Source organism: Arthrobacter sp. A5, from assembly GCF_051131705.1.
Lineage (GTDB): Bacteria > Actinomycetota > Actinomycetes > Actinomycetales > Micrococcaceae > Arthrobacter_M.
In genome coordinates this window covers 543,025-563,497 of the sequence record NZ_CP180316.1, presented here as the reverse complement: position 1 = coordinate 563,497, position 20,473 = coordinate 543,025, and the positions used below count along the sequence as shown (strand labels likewise).

Here is a 20,473-nt window from a genome sequence, read left to right as displayed (position 1 = left end):
CCACCGGCTGAAGCCTGCCGGCCGCCGTCGTTGCTGCTGCTGCTGGCGTTGCTGTTACTGCTGTTGCTGTTGCTGTTGCTGTTGCTGTTGCTGTTGCTGTTGCTGTTGCTGTTGCTGTTGCTGTTGCTCAGTAAAACTGCTTTCCTGTCCGACGCGTATACAGTTGCCGGAAGAGCCGCTCACCGGCCACGGTCCATGCCTTATAGGTCAAGGGCCTGACCGGCAGATCGTAACAGCCCACAAAGTCGGTGACCGTTTTCGTGAAGCTGGTCTTAAACATTCCCAGCCCGTGATGCGGATGCGATGGGTCCTTCAACCGGTCTGCCGGCGGCGTGCCACAGAAATCGTACTCGGTGACGCCAAGTTCCTTTATGGCATTGATGGCAACCCATTGCACCAGGTGCGAATCCCCATACTGCGAGCGCTTCTGCAGCGATCCGCCGTCCTTATAGGTGCCCTTGTCTCCGTAGTTGATCACGAAGGCGCCAACCGACGGACGGTTGTCCTCGTAAACAAAGTAGAGCCGGCCCTGCCCCCGGCTGATGAACCCGTTCCAGAACCGGCGGTAATAGCCGTAGTCCCGGATCTGGGTACTCCCCTTTTCGGCAATGGTGCCCGCCATCAGCGCATACATGGACGTCAGGTTCTGCTCCGTCGGCTCCACCTGACGCACCTCGACGCCCTCGCGCAACGCCCGTCGGACCGCGTTGCGGCCGCGCGAATGCAGATTGCGCAGCAGCTGGTTTTCCTCCGGTGAAATATCCAGAATCGCGGTACTGTCATTGGGCTGCAGATTGAAAGTCTTGACCAGCCCGGCGCCCGCAAGAACGGCACGGGCCCGGGCACCGTCCACGATGTCCGGCTCGATCTTCACCGCAAAGACGTTCAGCCGGGCCCGCTTAATGAGTCCCACCGTGGCCGTCATCATGGCGCGAATGTCCGCCACCTCCGCGGCGTCTGGCCCCTTGATCAGATACCAGAGCCTGCCGAGCACGGGGAATGACTTTTCCAGCACCAGGTTGTAGCTGCGGTAATCGGAGGATTCGTACACCAGGTACAACGGCTTCCAGCCGTAGTCGCTCTTAACCTCCGCGAAGGCCTCCGACTGCAGGAGGTTGCCACCATTAGGATTCGCGGTGACATGTGCATCCCAGCCCGCAATCTCCGCTGGGGAGGCGAACCGGGCAGTGAATTCTGGCAAGAGACCCTCAATTGATTGGCGGCATTGTATGCAGCGTGGTTTGGCGGGAGATTTGGCGGCAGACGGCTGCATCAAGGTTGGCTGATGGACGTCTGCATCAAGTCTAACGGCCAGTGGCTGTGCCCTTCCTGAGGCGTTGCCCACGTCGGGAGGAGCACAAAGCAGAGTGCCGGAATTTGCGGGGAGGTCCACGGCTCACAGCCCGGCCACAGCATCGGGAAAGCACTTCCACGGTTACGCGCTGAAGCATGAAGGACAACGAGCGCCGCCAGGGCGCCGGCAATCTCTGGAGCAATTATGAGTGTTCTAGCCCGTAGTGTGGGCTATGCCTTCCGCAATAGGGTCCGCAGCGGCGCCGTCGTCGTTATTCTGGCCGTCGCCATCGGGCTGGCCCTGTCCATACTGGTGGCCAATCAGGCCGTGGCGGCCAGGATCACCTCACTGAAGGCGTCCGTCGGCAACAACCTGACGGTGAACCCGGCCGGATCGCGCGGCGGGCAGGGCGGCGGCGAGCCGTTGACCACTGCCGATGTCAGCACCGCCCAGTCCGTGGCGCATGTCGGCTCGGTCACCGGGGCGCTCACGCTCCGGTTGAGCAGCTCCGGCACCGCCGCGGCATCCGCCACTGCACAGGGGGGCGGGCAGTCCGGCGGCCCGGGAGGAAGGGCCGCCGACGGCACCACCAGCCTGGTGTCCGCCGTCGACCCCGGCACCTTGGGTAACCGGGCGAGCGGCAGCGCCGCCAGCAACTCGTCCGCTACCGCCACCTCCGGAGCCAGCGGCGGGACCGGGGCCGGCAACACCGCCGCCAGGGCCGGCTTCAGCAGCCCGATCGAGGCCACCGCGGCATCAACGGATCGGTCAACGCCGCCGGTGCGGCCATCAACATCGTCAGCGGGGCCGCGCTGAGCGATTTCGCCGGGACCTCCGCCCAGGCGCTCGTCGGCAGCACGCTGGCCGCCAAGAACTCCCTGACCGTCGGCTCCACGTTCACCGTCAACGACCGCACCATGACGGTGGCCGGAATCTTCGACGCCGGCACCGCCTTCGACAACAACGCGATCTATCTGCCGCTCGTGGCCGCACAGACGCTGACCGGCCAAACCGGCGAAATCAGCACCATGAGCGTGGTTGTGGACAGCATCGACAACGTGGACGCCACCAAAACAGCGCTGGCGTCGGCGCTGGGCAGCACCCGCGTGGACGTCACCGCCGGCTCCGCCAATCTGGATTCCGCCATCGGCTCGCTCGGCAGCGTGCAGAATATCTCCCTGATCGGCTTCATCGCCGCCCTCGGCACCGCCGGTCTGATCGTGTTGCTGATCATGATCATGGTGGTGCGCGAACGCCGCCGGGAGATCGGCGTGCTGAAGGCCATCGGCGCCTCCAATCGCAGCATCGGAGTGCAGTTCGTCATCGAGGCACTGGTGCTGGTGGTCATGGGCTCCGTGGCCGGCGCGGTCATCGCGTCCTTCAGCAGCAATTCGATCGTCGGCGCGCTGGTCTCCAGCAACACGACTACGACGACGGCGGCAGGCTCGGGTCGCCGGGCGGCCCTTGGTGCCGCGGGCAGGCGGCCGGACAGGCAGTCGGCGGAGGCACGCGATTTCAGGGCAGCGGTCGGGGTGCCTTTGCCGGAGCGAGTCAGCTGATCGGCACCGTCAGTACCTCCGTTGGCTGGCAGACCCTGGTCCTCGGCGTCGTCGGCATCCTGGTCATTGCAGCCCTCGGCGCGCTGATCCCGGCGCTGCTGACAGCCAAGATCCGTCCCATCGAAGTTCTGCGAGGAGAGTAAGCCATGCTGGAAGTAAAAGACGTCGTTAAGGCCTTCAAATCGGGCGACCACACCATCAAACCGGTCAATGGAGTGACCTTCTCCGTCGGGCAGGGCACCTTTGCCGCCATTCTGGGCAAGAGCGGCAGCGGCAAGAGCACGCTGCTGTCCCTGCTGGGGGCGCTGGACAAGGCCACATCCGGCGATGTGCTGGTGGATGAGGTCAACATCAGCAAGCTGCCCGACGCCAAGCTGACGGCCTACCGCCGAGACGATATTGGTTTCGTCTTCCAGCAGTACAACCTGATCCCGAACCTCTCGGCGAAGGAAAACGTCATGCTGCCGATGGAATTCGCCGGTGTTTCCCGGGCCGAACGCAACGTGCGTGCTGCCGAGCTGCTCAACCAGGTGGAACTGACAGAGGATATGCACGACCGGAAGGCAAACAGGCTTTCCGGCGGTCAGCAGCAGCGCGTTTCGATTGCGCGGGCCTTGGCGAACAGGCCCAAACTGATCCTGGCGGACGAGCCGGCGGGAAACCTCGATGATGAAACGGGCGAACTCATCATCGAACTGCTGCGCTCGCTCTCACATGAGAAAAACACGACCATTCTGGTGGTCACCCACGACCAGGCCCTGACCGGGAAGACGGACCGCAAATTCCGGATGGCCCGCGGCAAAATCACCGAGATAACGGCCAGCTAGGGACGCTGACCGAGCCGCTGGCCGCTGATGACGGGGCAGACCTGCGATAACGATGTTGCGCAACAGCGTCTTCGCTGGTCCGCCCCGTCTTCGCTGGTCCGCCCCGTCTTCGCTGGTCCGCCCCGTCTTCGCTGCACCGCCCCGTCTTCACGCTGGAGGGCTACTGTCGGTAACCCTCCACCTCATCAGCGGGACGCACGGCGGCCTCATCTGGATTCTGACCCGCGTCAAGCTTGGCGCGCCGCTGCCGGAGCAGGTCCCAGCACTGATCCAGCTGGACTTCGAGGCGCCGGAGCTCCTCGCTGCGGGATTTCGACTCCCCCTCGGAAGGGGCCACGTCGCGTAGGCCTTGCTCCTGCTGCACCAGTTCCTGAATCCGTTGATGTATCTGCTGACCATCCATCGCTGACTCCTCCCTTCGACCCGGCAGGACATATGTCCTTGCGTCCTACGCTACGCAGTACGCGCGCCGCTGACCACACCCAACCCCATCCGTGATCGGGCGGGCAACGGCCTATTTTACGACGATGACCGGTTTCTGGTCCGGGCTTCCTTCCGGTGCCGGATGCGTTTCAACGTCGGCGGACCGGGCGGCCGCCGACGCTGCGGCTGCGCGTCCACCGCCGCCACGGTAGCGGTACAGACCGAGGGCGACGACGACGGCCGCCAGTCCGGCCGAAAGCAGCAGCGCCTCGCGGGTGTCCGGCAGGACGATCATGCCGATGAGCAAGGCCACGATGCTGCCGATAGCGAGCCAGGTCAGGTATGGGAAGGCCCACATTTTTAGTTGCAGGTCCCTCGCGGCAGCACCCATCCTGCGGCGCAGGATCAGCTGGGACAGCGAAATGACCAGCCAGACGAACAGGGCGATCGCGCCCGAGGTGTTGACCAGGAACAGAAAGACCGTGTCCGGGGCAAGGTAATTCAGGCCGACGGTGATGAAGCCGACGACGGTGGAAGCCAGCACCGCTGCCGCCGGTACGCCGCGCCGGGAGATCTTTTTCAGCGCATTCGGGGCATCGCCCCGGCTGGAGAGCGAAAAGATCATGCGACTAGCTGTGTACAGGCCCGAGTTCAGGCAGGAAAGCACAGACGTCAGCACGACGACGTCCATTATCACGCCTGCGCCGGGGATTCCGTACAGCTCGATTACGGCGACGTAAGGGCTCTTGGCCACCGACGCGTCGTTCCAAGGCAGCAGGGTAACCACGATGGCAATCGAGCCGATGTAGAAGATCAGAATGCGCCAGACCGTAGATTTAACCGCCTTTTTGACTGCATCCACGGGGTTGGCGGACTCGCCGGCGGCTATGGTGGCAATTTCCGCGCCGAAGAAGGAAAACACGACCACCAGGATCCCCGCCAACACGGCTCCGCCACCATTGGGCAGGAAGCCCCCGTTGCCGGTGAGGTTACTCATGCCGGGTGCTGCGACGCCGGGCAACCAGCCCAGGATTGCCGCCACGCCGAGCAGCAGGAAGATGGTGATTGCCGCGACCTTGATGGAAGCGAACCAGAATTCAAATTCGCCGAAGGATTTTACCGATGCGACGTTGGTCAGCGTCAGCAGCACCATCAGGATCAGCGCCCAGATCCACTGGTCCACTCCAGGCACCCAGCGGTGCATGATCGCGGCTCCGGCCGTAGCTTCCACGCCAAGAACAATGATCCAAAACCACGCGTACAACCAGCCGATACTAAAGCCCGCCCATCGTCCCAGCGCTTTGTCCGCGTAGGTGGAGAACGACCCCGTTTCCGGATTGGCAGCGGCCATCTCCCCCAGCATGCGCATCACTAGAATGACCACTAAACCCGCGGCGGCATAGGCAATGAGGATGCCCGGACCCGCCTGCTGGATTGCGACACCGGAGCCGACGAACAGCCCTGCACCGATCACGCCGGCGATGGCGATCATGGACAGATGCCGCGGTTTGAGCGTTTTGGAAAGTTGTGGGTCTGCAGTCACTGCTGATATCCATTCTGTTCTTCGACTCTGTTCTTCGACGTCCCGCGGGCCACTACGTACGGCCCACTGGTATCGAAAAGCGTGGGCTGTGTCACAGCCGGGTTTTACTGTAACGGCAGTTCCGAATGCGGCCTATGTGCAGTTGGACAGTTGAGGCGTCCCGCTACTGAACGGACGCCCTTTTAGGGAGCCTGCCCGGCATTAACTAGCATGGAATCATGACGTCTCCAGCAGAACCTACCGTGATCGGTTCCATTGCCTACCAGGGCGAGCCCGGAGCGAACTCGCACATTGCCTGCCTCGAGGCCTACCCGGGCTGGGAGGCCCTGCCGTGTTCCACCTTCGAGGACGCCTTCGCCCTGGTCACGTACGGTGAGGCACAACTGGCCATGATTCCGATCGACAACTCGGTGGCGGGGCGGGTAGCGGACATTCACCTGCTGCTCCCGGACACTAGTCTGCAGATTGTCGGCGAGCACTTTCTGCGAATCCGCTTTGATCTGCTGGGTATACCCGGTGCCACCATTGACCAGGCACAAGAAGTCCACAGTCATGTCCACGCCCTGGCCCAATGCCGCCGCTTCATCCGCGCTCACGGCCTCAAACCGGTCGTTGCCGGGGACACAGCCGGGTCCGCCCGCGAGGTACGCGACTGGAACGATCCGAGTAAGGTTTCGCTGGCTCCGCCGCTGGCCGCCGGCATGTACGGGCTGGATACTCTGGCCAAGGATGTGGAAGACGAGCACCACAACACCACCCGATTCGTGGTGCTCTCTCCCCCACAGAGTTACCCGGAGGCTGGTAGCGGGCCGCTGGTCACCAGTTTCGTCTTTCGGGTCCGGAACATCGCCGCGTCCCTGTACAAAGCGCTCGGCGGTTTCGCGACCAATGGTGTGAACATGACCCGGTTGGAGAGCTACATGGTGGATGGTGAATTTTCCGCCACCATGTTCATGGTGGATGTGGAGGGCCATCCCGAGGACCGCGCCCTGAAACAGGCTTTGGCGGAGCTCACCTTTTTCAGCACCGAGTTGCGGATCCTGGGCGTGTTCCCCGCACACCCCTACCGGCAGACCAAAATATCGGATTAGACCCTGATCCGCGAACAACTGATCGATTACGTCGTCGAAGCAGTCGCGGCAGCCGTCCGCTGAGCGGGCGCGGACGTCCCCTTGGATCCCCCCGCGGGACTATGCTGATCCGATGCGAACGGCTACCGAAATCCCCGGCTGGCTGCAGTACATCTCTGCCGCCGCGCCCTTGGCCATATTGGTCGGCGCCTTCATCGCAGGGACCATCGGCCTGGTGACCCTCGTCGAGCGCACACGCGCCGACAGACGGGATCAGTTCTGGCAGCGCCTGCAGTGGGCCATCGACGCAGCTATTTGCACGGACGATCGGGTCCGGCAGCGGACCGGCCTTATCGTACTGGCACGATTGGGGATCAGCGACCTCTGCCGTGATGAAGATGCGGATCTTCTCCGTGACATCGCCGACGGCGTCACCGCCGCACTGCTGGCCGCACCAGTGGACGGGACTGCGGCCACGGGCGATAATGAAAAGACAGCACATGAAGAAGGTGGGGCTAGTGGCAACTCCAAAAGCTGAGGAAATGCAACCGAAGCTGATTAGGAAGCTGTCCCCGTCCGGCCATTACGAGGTGTCGCTGCCCACTCAAAGCAGGACCGTCGTGGTGGCCAACAGGGAAGATGCCCTCGTGCTCGAAGCCGCGGAAAACTTACGCCGCGCCCTGGATTCGCGTCACAGCAGACGCTAGCGGCCGCCGTCGCCGACTATGCAGAACCCGCCGTCGTTGACATGCGAGATGAACAGGTACCCCGCACCGATGGCAAGCACCACCAGGGCCAACTGCCCCGGCTGAAGGTTCCCTGGCTGAAGGTTCCCCGCCAGCGGGTCACAATGCCGGCCGCGGTAGTCGCGACCGTGGCAGACCCGGAGGCCGGCTGTGCAGCAGAGTATCCACCACCGGGTTACGTTGTGGCGACTACGATGACGGTATTAACCGGTTGCCTCCCGTCAGCGGCCCGCATCACCCCGACGGGTTGAGATGAAGGAATGCTGACGTGAACGATCTATCGACGAGCATCGTCCTTATCTCGCTGATCGCCGGGGCTGCGCCGCTCTTGGCCTCGCTGACCGGTCGAGTTGCAAAGGTGCCTCTCGTCGTATTCGAGATCGTTTTGGGTATCGTCATCGGCCCAAGCGTGCTCGGCTGGGTGCAGCCGACGGCGTTCGTCAAGACGCTCTCCGAGCTTGGACTTGCCATGTTGTTCTTCATGGCCGGGAACGAGATTGATTTTGCCGCGATCAAGGGACGCCCTGTCAATCGGGCCGCGCTGGCCTGGCTGATCTCCCTTGGCGCGGGAGTTGCCGCCGGCGTGCTGCTGACACCCACACCCGAGGCCGGAGTCCTGGTCGGGATCGCGCTCTCGTCAACGGCCCTCGGAACGCTTCTGCCAATACTTCGCGACGCAGGGGAAACCAAGTCACCTTTCGGACGGGCAATTACGGCCATCGGCACGGTCGGCGAATTCGGACCGCTGCTGGCAATCTCGCTGTTTCTGAGTGGCCGGAACCTGGGACCATCCGCCATCCTGCTGGTGGTATTTGTCCTCATCGTCGGACTTTCCATCTGGCTGACTGGGCGAGGAAAGCATCAAAGCGTTCACCGGCTGATGACGGCGACCCTGCACACCAGTGGCCAGTTCGCCGTCCGCCTCGTTCTCCTCATCATCGCCATCCTGGTCGCCCTGAGTCTCATATTTGGTCTGGACATGCTCTTGGGGGCGTTTGCGGCAGGCATTCTCTGGCGCGTTCTGATGGCAGGCGCCAGCCGGAACGACGCGGAAGTTGTCGAAATCAAGCTTGCAGCTGTCGCCTTCGGGTTCCTGGTACCGGTCTTTTTCATCAATACCGGTATCTCGTTTAACCTTGTCGCGCTCCTGGCCGATCCGTTTATTCTTGCCTTGGTGCCCATATTCCTCATCCTGTTCCTGCTTGTGCGCGGCCTGCCGAACCTGCTGGCAGCATCCGTAGGCGCTACCTGGTCGGACCGGCGCGCAACCGTCTTATTCAGTTCGACGGGTCTGCCCATCATCGTTGCCGTGACCGCCATCGGCAGGAGCAGCGGACTCCTCCCTTCGGGAATTGCGACCGCCCTGATCGGCGCGGGGATGCTGTCGGTACTGCTCTTCCCGTTCCTTGCCCTGGATCAACGACGACGGCGCCCCTCTGCCGTACCGCCAGATTCCAGCCGCACGACGGCGTGAACACCCCGTCTACTGGCTGCAGCGGTACCCAGGGATTCCCGGGAGGCCTAGGCTGGCTCCATGGATTCTCACGAAGTGCAGCTGGCCAGCTACCCGGACGGGGCCGTCGAGGCCCGGAATTTCAGGATCGAAACGGCGGATGTCCCGGAGCTTGGCCCCGGCCAGGTGCTGGTGCGCCTGCGTCGGCTGGGCCTGAACGCCGGGCTGGCCAACCGGATCGGCGGCCCGGACACGGCCTACGGCCCGGGCATTCGTCCGGGCGACGTGCCGGCGAGCGACGGCGTCGTGGAGGTTCTTGACTCCCGCAGCGATCTGTTCCGCCAAGGCGACCTCGCCGTCCGAAAATCGCCGTGGCGCAGTGTTGGAGTAGCCGCTGTCGAAGAGCTGCACCGCATCCCCACACTCGAAGCGGACGTCCCGCTGGAGGCCCATCTGACGGTGCTTGGACATGTCGGCTTCACCGCGTACACCGGCCTGATGCGCTTTGGCGGTGTGCGAGCGGCGGACACCGTCTACGTTTCTGGGGCGGCCGGCGGTGTGGGCAGCTGCGCCCTACAGTTCGCCAAGGCCGTCGGCGCCACCGTGGTTGGCAGCGCCGGTTCGGCTCAGAAGGTGCGGTTGCTGGGCGAATTGGGCGCTGACGCCGCCTTCAACCACCACGACGGCGCGGCCCTGGACCTGCTGCGCGCAGCGGCCCCGGACGGGATCGACCTGTTCTATGACAACGTTGGCGGAGAACAGCTGGAAGCCGCTCTGGAGGTGCTCCGCTTTGGCGGGCGCGTCGTGATCTGTGGCGCCGCGTCCCAGTACGGGAGGGGTGGCGAGCGCCGCGGCCCGGCGAACTACATGCGGATGATCTACCGGCAGCTGACCATGCGCGGCTTCGACGTGACATCGAACGAGGACCTGCGCGAGGACTTCGAGTCCGACGCCACCCGGTGGTTGCGCGCCGGGAAAATCCGCAGTGTCCACACCGTAATTGATGGCTTTGGCCGCATCCCGGAGGCTTTCGCGTCGCTCCTTTCCGGCGGCAACAGCGGCCGCATGATTGTCGACTGCGACGGCTGACCACGGGGGCTCCACGGCCGCAGACTCATGGACACCCGAAGCTGGTGGACCAGGCATACGGCACCTCGACGGGTTACACGGTCGCAACGTACGGATGTTATCCAAGCCGGGCAAAATCAAAAGCATGCGCCTCTGGTTCCGCCTATAGCGGGTGCCGTAGAGCGGACCATTGAAAGAAACAGACCATGAGCACCACCTTCAGCAAGGAGGAAAAGGCTGCAATGCGCGCGGCTGCGGCCGAAGCGAAGGCCGCAAAGGTGGGCGCCGATCTGGAGGCAGCGTGCCTCGCTGCAATCGCCGAGAAGACCGGCACGGACAAGGAGTTGGCTCAGACTCTGCACCAGCTGGTCAAGAGGCACACTACTTTGGGGGCAAAGACGTGGTACGGCATGCCGGCGTACATCAACACTGATGGCAAGGTGGTGGTGTTCTTCCAATGCGCCGCCAAGTTCAAGGTCCGGTACGCCACCATCGGCTTTCAGCCCGATGCCAATCTCGACGAAGGCAATTTCTGGCCGAGCTCTTTTGCCGTGACCAAGCTGACCGCGGCCGATCAGAAGCGACTGGTGGAGTTGCTGAAGCGGGCCGTCAGCTAGGCGTAGATCCCATAGACGTAGTGATCAACGAGGCCGCCCATACTCTGTCTCATGGAGGATGGTTAGGCGGCCACTTGCGTTTCCAGTAGGCGATGGTGAATCGTGCTGGCGACGCCGATTAGCATCCGCGGACGCGCTGTCAGGCGGCCACGACGCTCCGCCGGCAAGCGGGCGGGCAAGACCCGGACATGATTTTGATCAGCGAACGACCTGCTGAAGTCGTTGACCGCGCCGTCGCTGGCCATAGGGATGCCGACCTGACGAAGGCACTTCAAGCGTCGTTGCCATTACGCACCTTCCCGATTCTGAACAAGCCGGACACCCAGACGCTGCCATGCCTCAGGAGCCATCTACCCGCGGTGGCCCACACCGATGCCTCAACGCAGGTGGCCCTCAACTGCTCGCTCATCGAACGCATGCAACCTGCCACAGCCATCGCGGAGCCCCGGCAGCTGTGGAAGGCGGCCTGGACGGCCCCGGCATGCCGGACGACGCCGCCGCCGCCGCGGTGGAGCCGGGTCGAACGCGGCGAAAGAGTCCTCCTGCACCTGTACACCAAGGCAGACCGCCTACCAGGTCCCGTACATGCGCGGGCCCGGAATTGAGGGCATGGGGTTCACATGAGGATATCCGTCGACGCGTCGCGAGCACGGTTGGCCTCGGACCATGTGTCCCCGTCGGTGATCTCTCCACCGGAAAGCACCGCAAGAAAGTTGCCACGAAAGGCTGCCGCTATTGACCAGGAAGTGAAGAAGGCCAAGCCGGCGCCCGATATGGCCCGTCTGGATGATGGGCCGGTGCCGACGGTCAGAAACTGATGGGGGCCCGTGAAATGTGGCCCTTCCAGGAGCCGCTTTACACAGCGCATCCATGCGAGGCTGGCGCCGATAGCGCATCACGGAAGCGCCGAGTTAGGGAATCCTTCCCACGATGTTACCGCCAGCAGACGTTGGGCGGGAGATCTCGCCCGCCCCCGCTGTTGATTCCTGACCTTGAAATCTGCCGTTGCACGTCTGGCGCTGTAGTTGCCTTTGGTGGCCCGTAGGCGTAGGGGTATTTCACCTGCGTTGTGATCGAGGGCCGGTCCATGGCGGGATCGATCGAAAATTCATAGCGTAAGAATGACGCCGACCTCTACCCAAATGTAGGAAAAGTCACTATTGTAAGATTGTCGACAATCGACAGTAGTAAGCGAAGGGTGCGGGCTATGGGCAAGTTGGAGAGAATCTCGATGAAGGACCGCCTTGCGACGGAGCTTCGGCGCAAGATTCTGGCGGGAGATCTTCCGTCGCACTCCCGCATCACCGAGCAGAATCTCGCCGACGAGTACGGGGTCAGCCGCGCCGTGGTGCGGGAGACCATGCTGGTCCTTGAGCTCCAGGGGCTCATCGTGTCCACACCCTATAAGGGGTCCGAGGTCGCTTCGATTTCGCGCACTGAAGTCGAGGGACTGCTGTTGCCGATCCGTATCCAGATCGAGCAGTTTGCCCTCAAGGAAGGGCTGGCACTCTTTGACGCCGACACGTATGAAGACTTTGGGAGTGTCCTGGCCGAAATGGAACGAGCGATCTCCAATAAGGACATCGAAGCCTTCAACGAGGCCGACATGCTTTTCCACGCCATCATCGTGGACGCCTCTCCGACGGACTCTGCGCGAAGCATCTGGGATTCCATTCATCCACGGATCAGGATGCACTTCGCACTGCAAACCGGGCGCACCGGCGCGCTGCCGGAGTTCCTTGAGGACCACAGACGACTGGTTGACATCTTCCGGACCGGAGACGTCAACGCCAGTGTCGCCGCGATCAAGTCCCACATCATCGAGACTAACGAACCCCATCTGGGCGTACTTGACGAATTCGTCCAGGCATAACCACACGCAGATATCAATGCACTGCCGAAGGAGACAATGTGATTGAAACCAAGGCCGCCAGCGAGGCGCCCAAGACGTACCAAAAACCCAGACCGAAAGTGGATAAGGTCCTCGTCATCGGGGCCATCATCGTCGTCGGAATAGTCGTGACGGCCCTGCTGCTGTGGCCCAGCCAAGCACAGTCCTCCGCAAGCTCCCTGTTCGATGGATCGACCCGCATCTTCGGCGCACCAGTACAGGTGCTCGGCCTGGGCTGCTTCCTGCTGGCGGTACTCCTGGCGGTCTCCAGGTTCGGGCGAATCAAACTTGGCGAAGGCAAGCCTGCCTATTCGACATCCAGCTGGCTATTCATGTTCATTTCCGCGGGCCTCGGATCGGCCACCATGTATTGGGCCTTCATGGAATGGGCCTACTACTACCAAACGCCCGGACTCAATATTCAACCGGAATCCCGGGAAGCCCTGGACGTGAGTATGTCCTACACCTTCTTCCATTGGGGTCCCATCCCGTGGGCCATGTACGTGGTCGCCGGCATCTCGATGGCTTACTACTTCCACGTTCGAAAGGGCAAGCGCCTTAGCTACTCCGGCAACATCGAGGCAGTGACGAAAAAGGTGAAGGCCGACGGCATCGGCGGGCGCATCATTGACCTGCTGTTCCTTTTTGGCACCTTTGGCGGACTGATCCTGACCGTCACCGTGACGGTCAACACCGTCTCCGCCGGGGTCGCCGGGCTACTGGGCATTGAGAACGCCTTCTGGCTAAAAGCCCTCATCCTCACCGTGTCCACCGTGGTGTACGGACTGAGCTCCTTCGTTGGCATCGACAAGGGATTGCAGAAACTGGCCAAAACCGCAATCATGGCCGCTTTCGTCTTTGCCGCGGTGGTGTTCCTGATTGGCCCGTCCGAGTTCATCATGGACAATGTCGTGAACGCTGCCGGACTGGAAGCTCAGAACTTCCTCCACATGAGCCTATTCACCGACCCGAACGGGGGCGGCTCCTTCAGCCGCGACTGGACAGTTTTCTACTGGCTCTACTGGATTTCCTACCTCCCCGGCGTTGCCATCTTCATTACCCGGGTCTCCAAGGGACGCACCATCCGGCAGACCGTCTTTGGCCTGATGGTGGGTGGCTGCGCAGGAACCATGTTCTTCTTCGGCATTCTCTCCAGCTATGCCATCCACCAGATGAATCATGGGACCGTCAACGCCCCACAGGTCTTGGCAGGCAAGGGCGGCGACACGGCGGTCGCCGAGCTGCTGAACACCTTGCCCTTCGGGGGATTCTTCTCCATTGTGTATTTCCTGATCATGCTGGTCTTCCTGGCCTCGCACATGGACGCCACCTCGTTCACCGTTGCCGCGGTCAGCACCCGGAACCTGCCGCACGGGACCGACCCCGCCCGCAGCCTCCGCCTGTTCTGGGTTGTCATGTTGGCTGCCGTTCCGATGGCCATGCTGGCGATCAACGCCGACCTGGGTACGCTGAAAACGGGCCTGACCTTGACGGCCATACCGTTCCTCTTCCTACTGGTGGTTCAAATCTGGGGTCTCATCCGATGGCTCAGGCAGGATTCGGGCCGCATCGACATGAAAACTGGCCTCCTTCGCCCGGTGAAGCTGGATGAGGCAGCAGAACCCAAAGCTGCGGAGGAAACTCGTTGACCATGAAGATTATCGACGTCGAAGCGATCTGGCTGCGCGTTCCATCGTTCGGTGAACCGTGCGAGTGGGGCGAGGACGCCTTCCTGGTGAAAGTGCACACCGACACCGGCCTGATCGGAATTGGGGAATCCGACAGTGCCCCGGCCGTACTCAAAGCTTTAGTTGAGACACCCTCCTCCCATTCCACAAGTCGCGGGCTGCGTGAAGTCCTGCTGGGGGAAAACCCCCTGGACATTGACCGCTTGTGGCGGAAGATGTACGACGAATCCTCCTACATGGGTCGGCGCGGGGCTGCCATACATGCCATCAGTGCCATCGACATAGCCCTGTGGGACATCGCTTCGCAGCACTACGGGGTGCCGATCCATACGCTTCTGGGCGGCAAGGTCCGTGACGGGATTGCCGCCTACGGCACGTTCATTCCCAAAGACAGCCCCGGGGACAACGCGAAGCTCGTCGAAGGGCTCCTCCAATCCGGGGTCACCAGCCTGAAGCTGGGCGGAGGCCTGTTCGGTGCCGACCCGGACCACGACCATGAGGTCATGCGTGTTGTCCGGGAAACGGCAGGAGACGATGTAGACCTTGCAATTGACTTGGTGTACCAGTGGAAAAATTACCGCTACGCCAAAACCCAGTGCGAGCGGATGGCCCAATTCGGGCTGAACTGGATCGAGGAGCCCCTCCCCAGCGACGACCATCAGGGGCTGCGGCGTTTGGCGGAAACCTCAGGGACCCGGATATCCGGCGGCGAAGGACTCTCGACAGTGGCAGAATTTTCCGAATTCATCCGCGAGACACGACCTGACATCATCCAGCCCGACATCACCCGTTGCGGGGGCATCAGTGAGATCCGAAAAATCCACGACGTCGCCACGCGCTACAGCACAGAACTTGTCCCACACGGATTCAGCACCGGCATTCTCATGGCCGCCACGGTGCAGTTTCTGGCCAGCATCCCGGGCGGGGAGCTGATCGAGTTCTCCCAAAGCACCAGCCCGCTGTCCCTGGACCTGGTCACAAATCCCATCACCCTGGAAAACGGCAAGGTCATGGTGCGGGACGCGCCCGGTCTGGGCATCGAACTGGATGAAGAACTAATTTCCAAATATCGCGTCGAAATGACGTTAGGAGCCTGACAATGAAAAATCTTACGATCGACTCCGTCGACGTATTCGTCCTGACAAACCCCGAGGCCAGGTATCGGACCTCGGCCCACTACGACGAGCTGCAGATCACCAATACCGTGGTGCGAATAAATGCCGGCGATGCGTTCGGCGTCGGCGGTGCCATCTCGTGGACCGAAGGCGGCGTGGACACGGCCCTGGGCAAGGCCATTGAACATGTTGGAAGCGCCCTCATCGGTCAGAACGCGCTCAACCGGGAACGCCTCCACGGGCTGATGTCCAACAGGTGTGCTTCCATGCTGCCATTTTCCCTGGCGCCGCTGGACATCGCCTTATGGGACTTGGCCGGCAAAACGTTCGATGTGCCGCTGTACCAGCTACTGGGAGGGCACCGGGATGAAATCCCCGCCTATGCGAGCACCCCCTTCTTCGACACCATCGAGGAATACCTGGACATGGTCGCCCAGTATCTGGACCAGGGCTACCAGGCGATCAAGTTCCACACCTGGTGCTACCCGGATGAGGACCTCAAGCTGGTCAACGCCGTCGCGGAAAAATTCGGTGGTCTGGATGTTGCCTGGATGCTCGATGTTGAAGGGCGCTACAACCGGCAGGACGCGCTGCGTGTCGGCCGGCGGCTGGAGGAGCTCGGGTACACCTGGTTCGAGGCGCCCTTGCCCGACGGCGATCTGGAAGGCTATCGCTGGCTGCGCAGCAAGCTGGACATTGAAATCATCCCGGCCGGAAACGAGCTCGTGACGCTGGGTCTGGTACAGACGGGCATGTCCATGGGCAGCTGGGACCACGCCCGTGTCGATGCAACCCTCGCCGGTGGCATCACCGGAACCCAACGCATCATGTCCGCCGCCCGGGCATATTCGATGAATGTCGAATTGCAGTCGTGGGGCTATACCCTCTCCCAAGCCGCCAACCTGCATCTGATGCTAGCGTTCCCCAATTGCCGCTACTTCGAGCAGGCCATGCCACTGGAACCGATGGAGTACGCCGCGCTGGACCCGATCCGCATCGATGCCAACGGACTGGTTCGGGCATCGGACAAGCCCGGATTGGGCGTCGACCTTGACTGGGAACTGATCGAAAAGCAGGCCCTGGTCAAATACACGCTCAAATGACACCTGAGCTGGGCCGCCTGAAAAGGTGGATCTGACCGTCGAGGAACTCTTGAGTTCTAGCGGTCTTTGCAACTCCCAGTCTTCGGGAGTTGCAACGACCGCGGCTCATTCAAGTGATGAATCCTCCCGGCCCAGGACGTGCGCGCCGTAGCTGACGGGCTGACCTTTCACGTTTCTGGACACCGGCAGTTCCGTCCCGGGACCGGTTCCTCATGGTTTTCGACCATTTGGGAAAGCCAAAGCCCGCGAGCCTGGTGTCGATCCGAGCACGTGCGACGGTGGGGTTGCAAGGCCCGTATGACGGGCCACGGGATGGGAGCAACGGCTCAACAAATGGAAGGAAGACGTCCCACTGCACTGTCGGGCCGACCCGTCGATCGAAAGCGGCACGGCGAGTCGGTGAGGGCCGCAAGCGCGCCAGGTTCTGGACGGGCGGCATCAGGCGTCCGATGCCGTCCACTGCCACAGCGATGCCTGTTGGCCGTATCCTGCCAACCAAATCTGCCCCTTCAAAACCTTTGGCAATTGTCCTTGCCTCACCGCTCAGCGAAGTAGCCATCCTCACTGCCCCATCTCCCCGCGCATCACAAAAATCGACTATTCAGTCGCTTCACACATCTGGCATCCAAGGCCCGCGGGCTTTGGCCCCACGGGCAGTCATGCTGGCGACCGGCCCGTGCGGCATGAATGGTCATGTCTCCGCAGAATTGCCGGGAATGCCAGAGCCCCTTTGAACCCCGGCGGCCCACCCAGATGAACTGTTCCATCGCGTGCTCCCGCCAGTGCCGCGAGCGCCGTCGCTTGGAAAAGCGCCGAACTGGTTTCCGGGCAGCGGCCCGGACGTTGGTCGCCGTCGAGCGGTCGGACGGCCAGGCCAGGCTGCTGGCGGCCGAACAACAATACCAGCGCAGCCTTGAAGTCCAGAACGCAGCCGCCGTGGAGGAGTTCCATACCGCAATCCTGCAGCGTGACCGCACGATCGATGACCTGCGATCGCAGCTCCAGCGTCTGGCCACCATCAACGTGGACCTGTGCGGTGACCGCGCCGAGACAAAGGCGGAAAGCATCGAGCTGCGCCTCGAAGGCGCCAGATTTCTGGGCACCCGGCGGACGGATGTGCAGGACCTCATGCAGCTTGCGCTCCGGCTGCTGCAGCTGACCGATCGGCCCGGTATCCCTCTGGATCCGCCCACCGCGGAGATCTACCGCCGCCGGGGCTGGAACACGAAGATCCCCGCGCGATCCCGATGACTGTCTCCATCGCCCGCGTGACCGCGCACAGCGGTGTCAAGTACCTGTTAAAAACCACCATGCGCGATGACATCGCGCTCACGCCGGCCATGGCCGCGGACTACTACATGAAGCCGGGCACACCGCAAGGCCGGTGGATCGGCTCAGGTCTGCCCGGGATCAACCGCGAGCCTCTCTCTCGTCGCCGAGGGCGACGCCGGCGCAGTCTTCACCTCCGCCGAGCACCCCGACATGCACGCTCCGTTGGGACGAGGGTGCCATGGCGGCGTCGACCATTGGGAGTCCCGGGCCCGCGACCCCCAGCTCCACACCCACGTGGTGATCGCCAATCGCGTACAGCGCGCCACCGACGGTGCCTGGGTCACGCTGGATTTAGGAACCCTCTACAGGCAGCCGACGCCGCCAGCGAACACTAAAGCGGCCTGCTGTTACCAACTGCAGGCAAGCGTGGGCGCAGTGCCCGGGCTTCCGGCAGCCGGGCGGTCGTGAAAGAAATCCGCGCCACGAAATTGTCACGGCTCATCCAGGCATAGGAACAGTCGCACGGACATGCGCCGTCCGCCACTGCCGTCGTGAAACTGCGCCAGCAGGCCACGCTGTCCACCAGAGTGGCCAAGGACAAGGAACCCCGCCGGTTACCTCACGACCCGTGGATCACAGCTGCGACGACGGCCGTGCGGCAGGCGGGGCGGGGCACCGCCCAAACGCTCCGGCTTCAAGGCCGCTGCCGCGGGCCTAGGCACGCCCACCTTACGGATCCACGACCTCCGCCACACCTACGCCAGTCTAGCCAGGGCCTCCGGCGCGGACCTCAAGACATTCCAGGCGATGATGGGGCATAGTTCCATCACCGTCACGGCCGATCTGTACTCCCACCTGTACGACGACGAACTCGACAGGGTGGCAAAGATTCTAGACTCGCTCCAGCTGGTGTGGCCTTTTGTGGCCTTTTCGGCCTCGACGTCCCAACGACAATCGGCCCGACGCCCGATGAACTCCCCTAAAACACAATGATCCAAGAGTGGAGCCTCCTGCCGGATTCGAACCGGCGATCCCCTGTGTAGGTGCAGGGGCGCCCTGTGACCTGCCAATTCCTCGTATTGCCCTGTGTTCTAGGTGGCGTATTGCAACGATGACAGGTACTATGTAAGCGGTGATTGTCGCTGATTCTGGAGGGTTTATGGCGAGTCGGTTGCATTCTTCCTAACCCGTCGGCAGACAGCCAAAATCTCGCTCGCAGCAAGCGACCCGCGCGACCGTGCCCTCGTCAAACAAGCAGAACGACTTCTCCAGGGGCACTGACGGCGCCCACCGTCTGCACACGGTCAGGTAGTCGGCGCTCCCATTGGGCACCGGTGCGGCGACCAGCCATCCGCTGGACGGGATCCTGTCCAGCGAACTCAACGCAGAACTCGTCTTTCGCGGATCCAGCATCGAGACATCACCGGGTTTCCGCATCCCCGTCATGGGCCGCCCGGACCTCAGCACCGAAGTCCTGCGGCACTGTTTCAGTATCGAAGTCATGCATCCGCGGGCCGCCATCACCCGAGCCAGGAAACTGTGGAACAAGATGCTCGACGGCGGTGGCGAACCTTCCGACGACGAGGCCGCCGAACTCATCGCAGACCTCAAACTCATCACGGTCCGCGACAGGCTCATCGCCGACATCCCCGGCATCGACGACAGTAGGCGCGACCTACTCCTGGGTCAAACCAAACAAATCCCCCACTGGCAACGCGTCGACCGCGCCTCCGAGGTACTGTTCCAGCTCTACATGCGTACCGACGGTACAGACGCCGTACCCGTGCTGACCGGCCTGGGCGTCATCCAGTGGTGGGAAGGCCACGGCAGCAAAGCCCACCAATGCTTCCAACGCGCCCTTGAAGCAGACCCCGACTACCGCCTGGCTCAACTCACAGACCGACTCGTCTGCGAAGGTATCCTCTCCGACTGGGCCACCAGCCGGCAGACGGCATACCAACCGCCTCACACCCGCGGGCCAGAAATTGGCGGCATGGGGATGGCCTAAAGGCCAGACATGAAAGAACGAGACTAGCGGCAATAGATTATCGGCATGTTCAAGTCCCTTGGATGCGCTGGATTCTTTGACGTGATTTGATTCCCGCCGGTTACGTCCCGTGGAGTGGTGTAGTTCCTGGCTGGCGGTCAGAGCCCAACGGCCAGATCCATCCAGCACGAGACCTGGCCGCCACCGAATACTCCGCCGACGCAACAGCGGCGCCCTCAACCAGCCCAAAAGACTCCTCCAAAGTCACTCCTATGACCAGGGCGCCATAAGCAGTCACGTAGTATTCCGCGCAATCCACCAAGAATGAACGCAACAACTATCAGCACCCAAAGCCACATGCGGAGACACCATGGAGAATCTCAGAATCGGAGCCCCTAACCTCGCCTCATGGGAGGGCATATTTCATCGACTATCCATTGCTCGATTTGTCTTCAAATTCCACGGAATCTAGGCATATTCCATATAAAGCCGATGGCGTCGATGCCAGGGTGTGAGACGAGCTTTTCGCCGAAGTCGCCTTCGCCGGGGAGGATGCTGACCAAGCCGTCCGGAACGCCCGCCTCCAGCAGTGCGTCCATGGCGCCAAGGACGGTCAGCGACGCGTTGCTCGGGGCATGACGATATGGGCGTTGCCCGTGGCTAGACCGCACCAGAATCAGAATCAGATCTCATCGTGACATCGGGGCCGGCTCGCGTACCCTGCCGCACATTTGACCATGTCCAACTGCTTGGAGCGTCTGAGCGGCATGACGATCAGATCGTCCGTCAATATCTTTGCCCGTAGTGCCCATAGTTG

21 protein-coding genes and 1 pseudogene are annotated in these 20,473 nt (G+C 62.3%); 18 read left to right on the top strand and 4 right to left on the bottom strand.

The window, feature by feature from the left end:
• Positions 1-127: 127 nt before the first annotated feature.
• The gene (locus ACLLJI_RS02715; RefSeq protein WP_434617626.1) at positions 128-1,201 is read right to left on the bottom strand and encodes a lipid II:glycine glycyltransferase FemX; all 1,074 of its coding nucleotides are present in this window, start codon (positions 1,199-1,201) and stop codon (positions 128-130) included.
• Between the two features lie 297 nt (positions 1,202-1,498).
• On the opposite strand from ACLLJI_RS02715, the gene ACLLJI_RS02710 reads away from it, so the two are divergent.
• The 3 genes from ACLLJI_RS02710 (at position 1,499) to ACLLJI_RS02700 (ending at position 3,680) form a co-directional block, all read left to right on the top strand.
• The gene (locus tag ACLLJI_RS02710; protein ID WP_434617623.1) at positions 1,499-2,110 is read left to right on the top strand and encodes a hypothetical protein; all 612 of its coding nucleotides are present in this window, start codon (positions 1,499-1,501) and stop codon (positions 2,108-2,110) included.
• Positions 2,050-2,853, top strand: coding sequence for an ABC transporter permease (locus ACLLJI_RS02705; RefSeq protein WP_434621114.1), 804 nt, complete (start codon positions 2,050-2,052; stop codon positions 2,851-2,853). Before ACLLJI_RS02710 ends, ACLLJI_RS02705 begins: the two co-directional genes overlap by 61 nt.
• A 146-nt stretch (positions 2,854-2,999) precedes the next feature.
• A complete protein-coding gene (locus tag ACLLJI_RS02700) occupies positions 3,000-3,680 on the top strand; it encodes an ABC transporter ATP-binding protein (RefSeq protein ID WP_434617620.1) in 681 nt (226 codons plus the stop codon).
• A 160-nt stretch (positions 3,681-3,840) separates the two neighbouring features.
• Here ACLLJI_RS02700 and ACLLJI_RS02695 read toward each other — a convergent pair whose 3' ends face one another.
• Positions 3,841-4,083 carry a DUF2630 family protein gene (locus tag ACLLJI_RS02695; protein ID WP_434617617.1) on the bottom strand — a complete coding sequence of 81 codons (243 nt, stop codon included), beginning with the start codon at positions 4,081-4,083 and terminating at the stop codon, positions 3,841-3,843.
• Between the two features lie 111 nt (positions 4,084-4,194).
• The gene (locus ACLLJI_RS02690; protein WP_434617614.1) at positions 4,195-5,646 is read right to left on the bottom strand and encodes an amino acid permease; all 1,452 of its coding nucleotides are present in this window, start codon (positions 5,644-5,646) and stop codon (positions 4,195-4,197) included.
• Positions 5,647-5,864: 218 nt separating this feature from the next.
• Between ACLLJI_RS02690 and ACLLJI_RS02685 the strand changes: the two genes are divergently transcribed.
• The 15 genes and pseudogenes from ACLLJI_RS02685 to ACLLJI_RS02615 all read left to right on the top strand — a co-directional run bounded on the left by ACLLJI_RS02685 (position 5,865) and on the right by ACLLJI_RS02615 (position 19,677).
• Complete coding sequence (locus ACLLJI_RS02685) at positions 5,865-6,737, top strand: prephenate dehydratase (protein WP_434617611.1); 873 nt, start codon at positions 5,865-5,867, stop codon at positions 6,735-6,737.
• 112 nt (positions 6,738-6,849) lie between these two features.
• Positions 6,850-7,254, top strand: a complete 405-nt coding sequence (locus ACLLJI_RS02680; protein ID WP_434617608.1) for a hypothetical protein — start codon at positions 6,850-6,852, stop codon at positions 7,252-7,254.
• On the top strand, positions 7,235-7,423 hold the full coding sequence (locus ACLLJI_RS02675; RefSeq protein WP_434617606.1) for a hypothetical protein: 189 nt from the start codon (positions 7,235-7,237) through the stop codon (positions 7,421-7,423). The genes ACLLJI_RS02680 and ACLLJI_RS02675 overlap by 20 nt, the downstream gene beginning before the upstream one ends.
• 307 nt (positions 7,424-7,730) lie before the next feature.
• On the top strand, positions 7,731-8,936 hold the full coding sequence (locus tag ACLLJI_RS02670; RefSeq protein WP_434617603.1) for a cation:proton antiporter: 1,206 nt from the start codon (positions 7,731-7,733) through the stop codon (positions 8,934-8,936).
• Between the two features lie 60 nt (positions 8,937-8,996).
• Entirely contained in the window at positions 8,997-10,004 is a 1,008-nt protein-coding gene (locus ACLLJI_RS02665; RefSeq protein WP_434617600.1) for a zinc-binding dehydrogenase, read from the top strand.
• Between the two features lie 185 nt (positions 10,005-10,189).
• Positions 10,190-10,600 carry a hypothetical protein gene (locus ACLLJI_RS02660; protein ID WP_434617597.1) on the top strand — a complete coding sequence of 137 codons (411 nt, stop codon included), beginning with the start codon at positions 10,190-10,192 and terminating at the stop codon, positions 10,598-10,600.
• A gap of 129 nt (positions 10,601-10,729) precedes the next feature.
• Positions 10,730-10,860: pseudogene (locus ACLLJI_RS02655) on the top strand (IS30 family transposase); the annotation flags it as partial.
• A gap of 947 nt (positions 10,861-11,807) precedes the next feature.
• Positions 11,808-12,473 carry a GntR family transcriptional regulator gene (locus ACLLJI_RS02650; RefSeq protein WP_434617594.1) on the top strand — a complete coding sequence of 222 codons (666 nt, stop codon included), beginning with the start codon at positions 11,808-11,810 and terminating at the stop codon, positions 12,471-12,473.
• 38 nt (positions 12,474-12,511) lie between these two features.
• Positions 12,512-14,140, top strand: coding sequence for a BCCT family transporter (locus tag ACLLJI_RS02645; protein ID WP_283562425.1), 1,629 nt, complete (start codon positions 12,512-12,514; stop codon positions 14,138-14,140).
• 2 nt (positions 14,141-14,142) lie between these two features.
• Positions 14,143-15,276, top strand: coding sequence for a mandelate racemase/muconate lactonizing enzyme family protein (locus ACLLJI_RS02640; RefSeq protein WP_434617590.1), 1,134 nt, complete (start codon positions 14,143-14,145; stop codon positions 15,274-15,276).
• Positions 15,277-15,278: 2 nt separating this feature from the next.
• Positions 15,279-16,397: a mandelate racemase/muconate lactonizing enzyme family protein gene (locus ACLLJI_RS02635; protein ID WP_434617587.1), complete on the top strand. Its 1,119-nt coding sequence runs from the start codon at positions 15,279-15,281 to the stop codon at positions 16,395-16,397.
• 753 nt (positions 16,398-17,150) lie between these two features.
• Complete coding sequence (locus ACLLJI_RS02630; RefSeq protein ID WP_434617584.1) at positions 17,151-17,648, top strand: hypothetical protein; 498 nt, start codon at positions 17,151-17,153, stop codon at positions 17,646-17,648.
• A 231-nt stretch (positions 17,649-17,879) separates the two neighbouring features.
• Positions 17,880-18,137 carry a relaxase domain-containing protein gene (locus ACLLJI_RS02625; RefSeq protein WP_434617581.1) on the top strand — a complete coding sequence of 86 codons (258 nt, stop codon included), beginning with the start codon at positions 17,880-17,882 and terminating at the stop codon, positions 18,135-18,137.
• Positions 18,138-18,308: 171 nt separating this feature from the next.
• Positions 18,309-18,662: a tyrosine-type recombinase/integrase gene (locus tag ACLLJI_RS02620; RefSeq protein ID WP_434621111.1), complete on the top strand. Its 354-nt coding sequence runs from the start codon at positions 18,309-18,311 to the stop codon at positions 18,660-18,662.
• Positions 18,663-18,993: 331 nt separating this feature from the next.
• Positions 18,994-19,677 (top strand): DUF4192 family protein, encoded by a 684-nt coding sequence (locus ACLLJI_RS02615; RefSeq protein WP_434617578.1) that lies wholly within the window; start codon positions 18,994-18,996, stop codon positions 19,675-19,677.
• 431 nt (positions 19,678-20,108) lie between these two features.
• Here ACLLJI_RS02615 and ACLLJI_RS02610 read toward each other — a convergent pair whose 3' ends face one another.
• On the bottom strand, positions 20,109-20,255 hold the full coding sequence (locus tag ACLLJI_RS02610; RefSeq protein WP_434617575.1) for an aldehyde dehydrogenase family protein: 147 nt from the start codon (positions 20,253-20,255) through the stop codon (positions 20,109-20,111).
• Between the last annotated feature and the right edge of the window lie 218 nt (positions 20,256-20,473).

Coding starts and splice junctions, on each gene's coding strand:
- ACLLJI_RS02710 (WP_434617623.1), top strand. CDS start 1,499: ATGAGTGTTCTAGCCCGTAGTGTGGGCTATGCCTTCCGCAATAGGGTC.
- ACLLJI_RS02700 (WP_434617620.1), top strand. CDS start 3,000: ATGCTGGAAGTAAAAGACGTCGTTAAGGCCTTCAAATCGGGCGACCAC.
- ACLLJI_RS02695 (WP_434617617.1), bottom strand. CDS start 4,083: ATGGATGGTCAGCAGATACATCAACGGATTCAGGAACTGGTGCAGCAG.
- ACLLJI_RS02685 (WP_434617611.1), top strand. CDS start 5,865: ATGACGTCTCCAGCAGAACCTACCGTGATCGGTTCCATTGCCTACCAG.
- ACLLJI_RS02680 (WP_434617608.1), top strand. CDS start 6,850: ATGCGAACGGCTACCGAAATCCCCGGCTGGCTGCAGTACATCTCTGCC.
- ACLLJI_RS02665 (WP_434617600.1), top strand. CDS start 8,997: ATGGATTCTCACGAAGTGCAGCTGGCCAGCTACCCGGACGGGGCCGTC.
- ACLLJI_RS02660 (WP_434617597.1), top strand. CDS start 10,190: ATGAGCACCACCTTCAGCAAGGAGGAAAAGGCTGCAATGCGCGCGGCT.
- ACLLJI_RS02650 (WP_434617594.1), top strand. CDS start 11,808: ATGGGCAAGTTGGAGAGAATCTCGATGAAGGACCGCCTTGCGACGGAG.
- ACLLJI_RS02640 (WP_434617590.1), top strand. CDS start 14,143: ATGAAGATTATCGACGTCGAAGCGATCTGGCTGCGCGTTCCATCGTTC.
- ACLLJI_RS02635 (WP_434617587.1), top strand. CDS start 15,279: ATGAAAAATCTTACGATCGACTCCGTCGACGTATTCGTCCTGACAAAC.
- ACLLJI_RS02630 (WP_434617584.1), top strand. CDS start 17,151: ATGAACTGTTCCATCGCGTGCTCCCGCCAGTGCCGCGAGCGCCGTCGC.
- ACLLJI_RS02625 (WP_434617581.1), top strand. CDS start 17,880: ATGCACGCTCCGTTGGGACGAGGGTGCCATGGCGGCGTCGACCATTGG.
- ACLLJI_RS02610 (WP_434617575.1), bottom strand. CDS start 20,255: ATGGACGCACTGCTGGAGGCGGGCGTTCCGGACGGCTTGGTCAGCATC.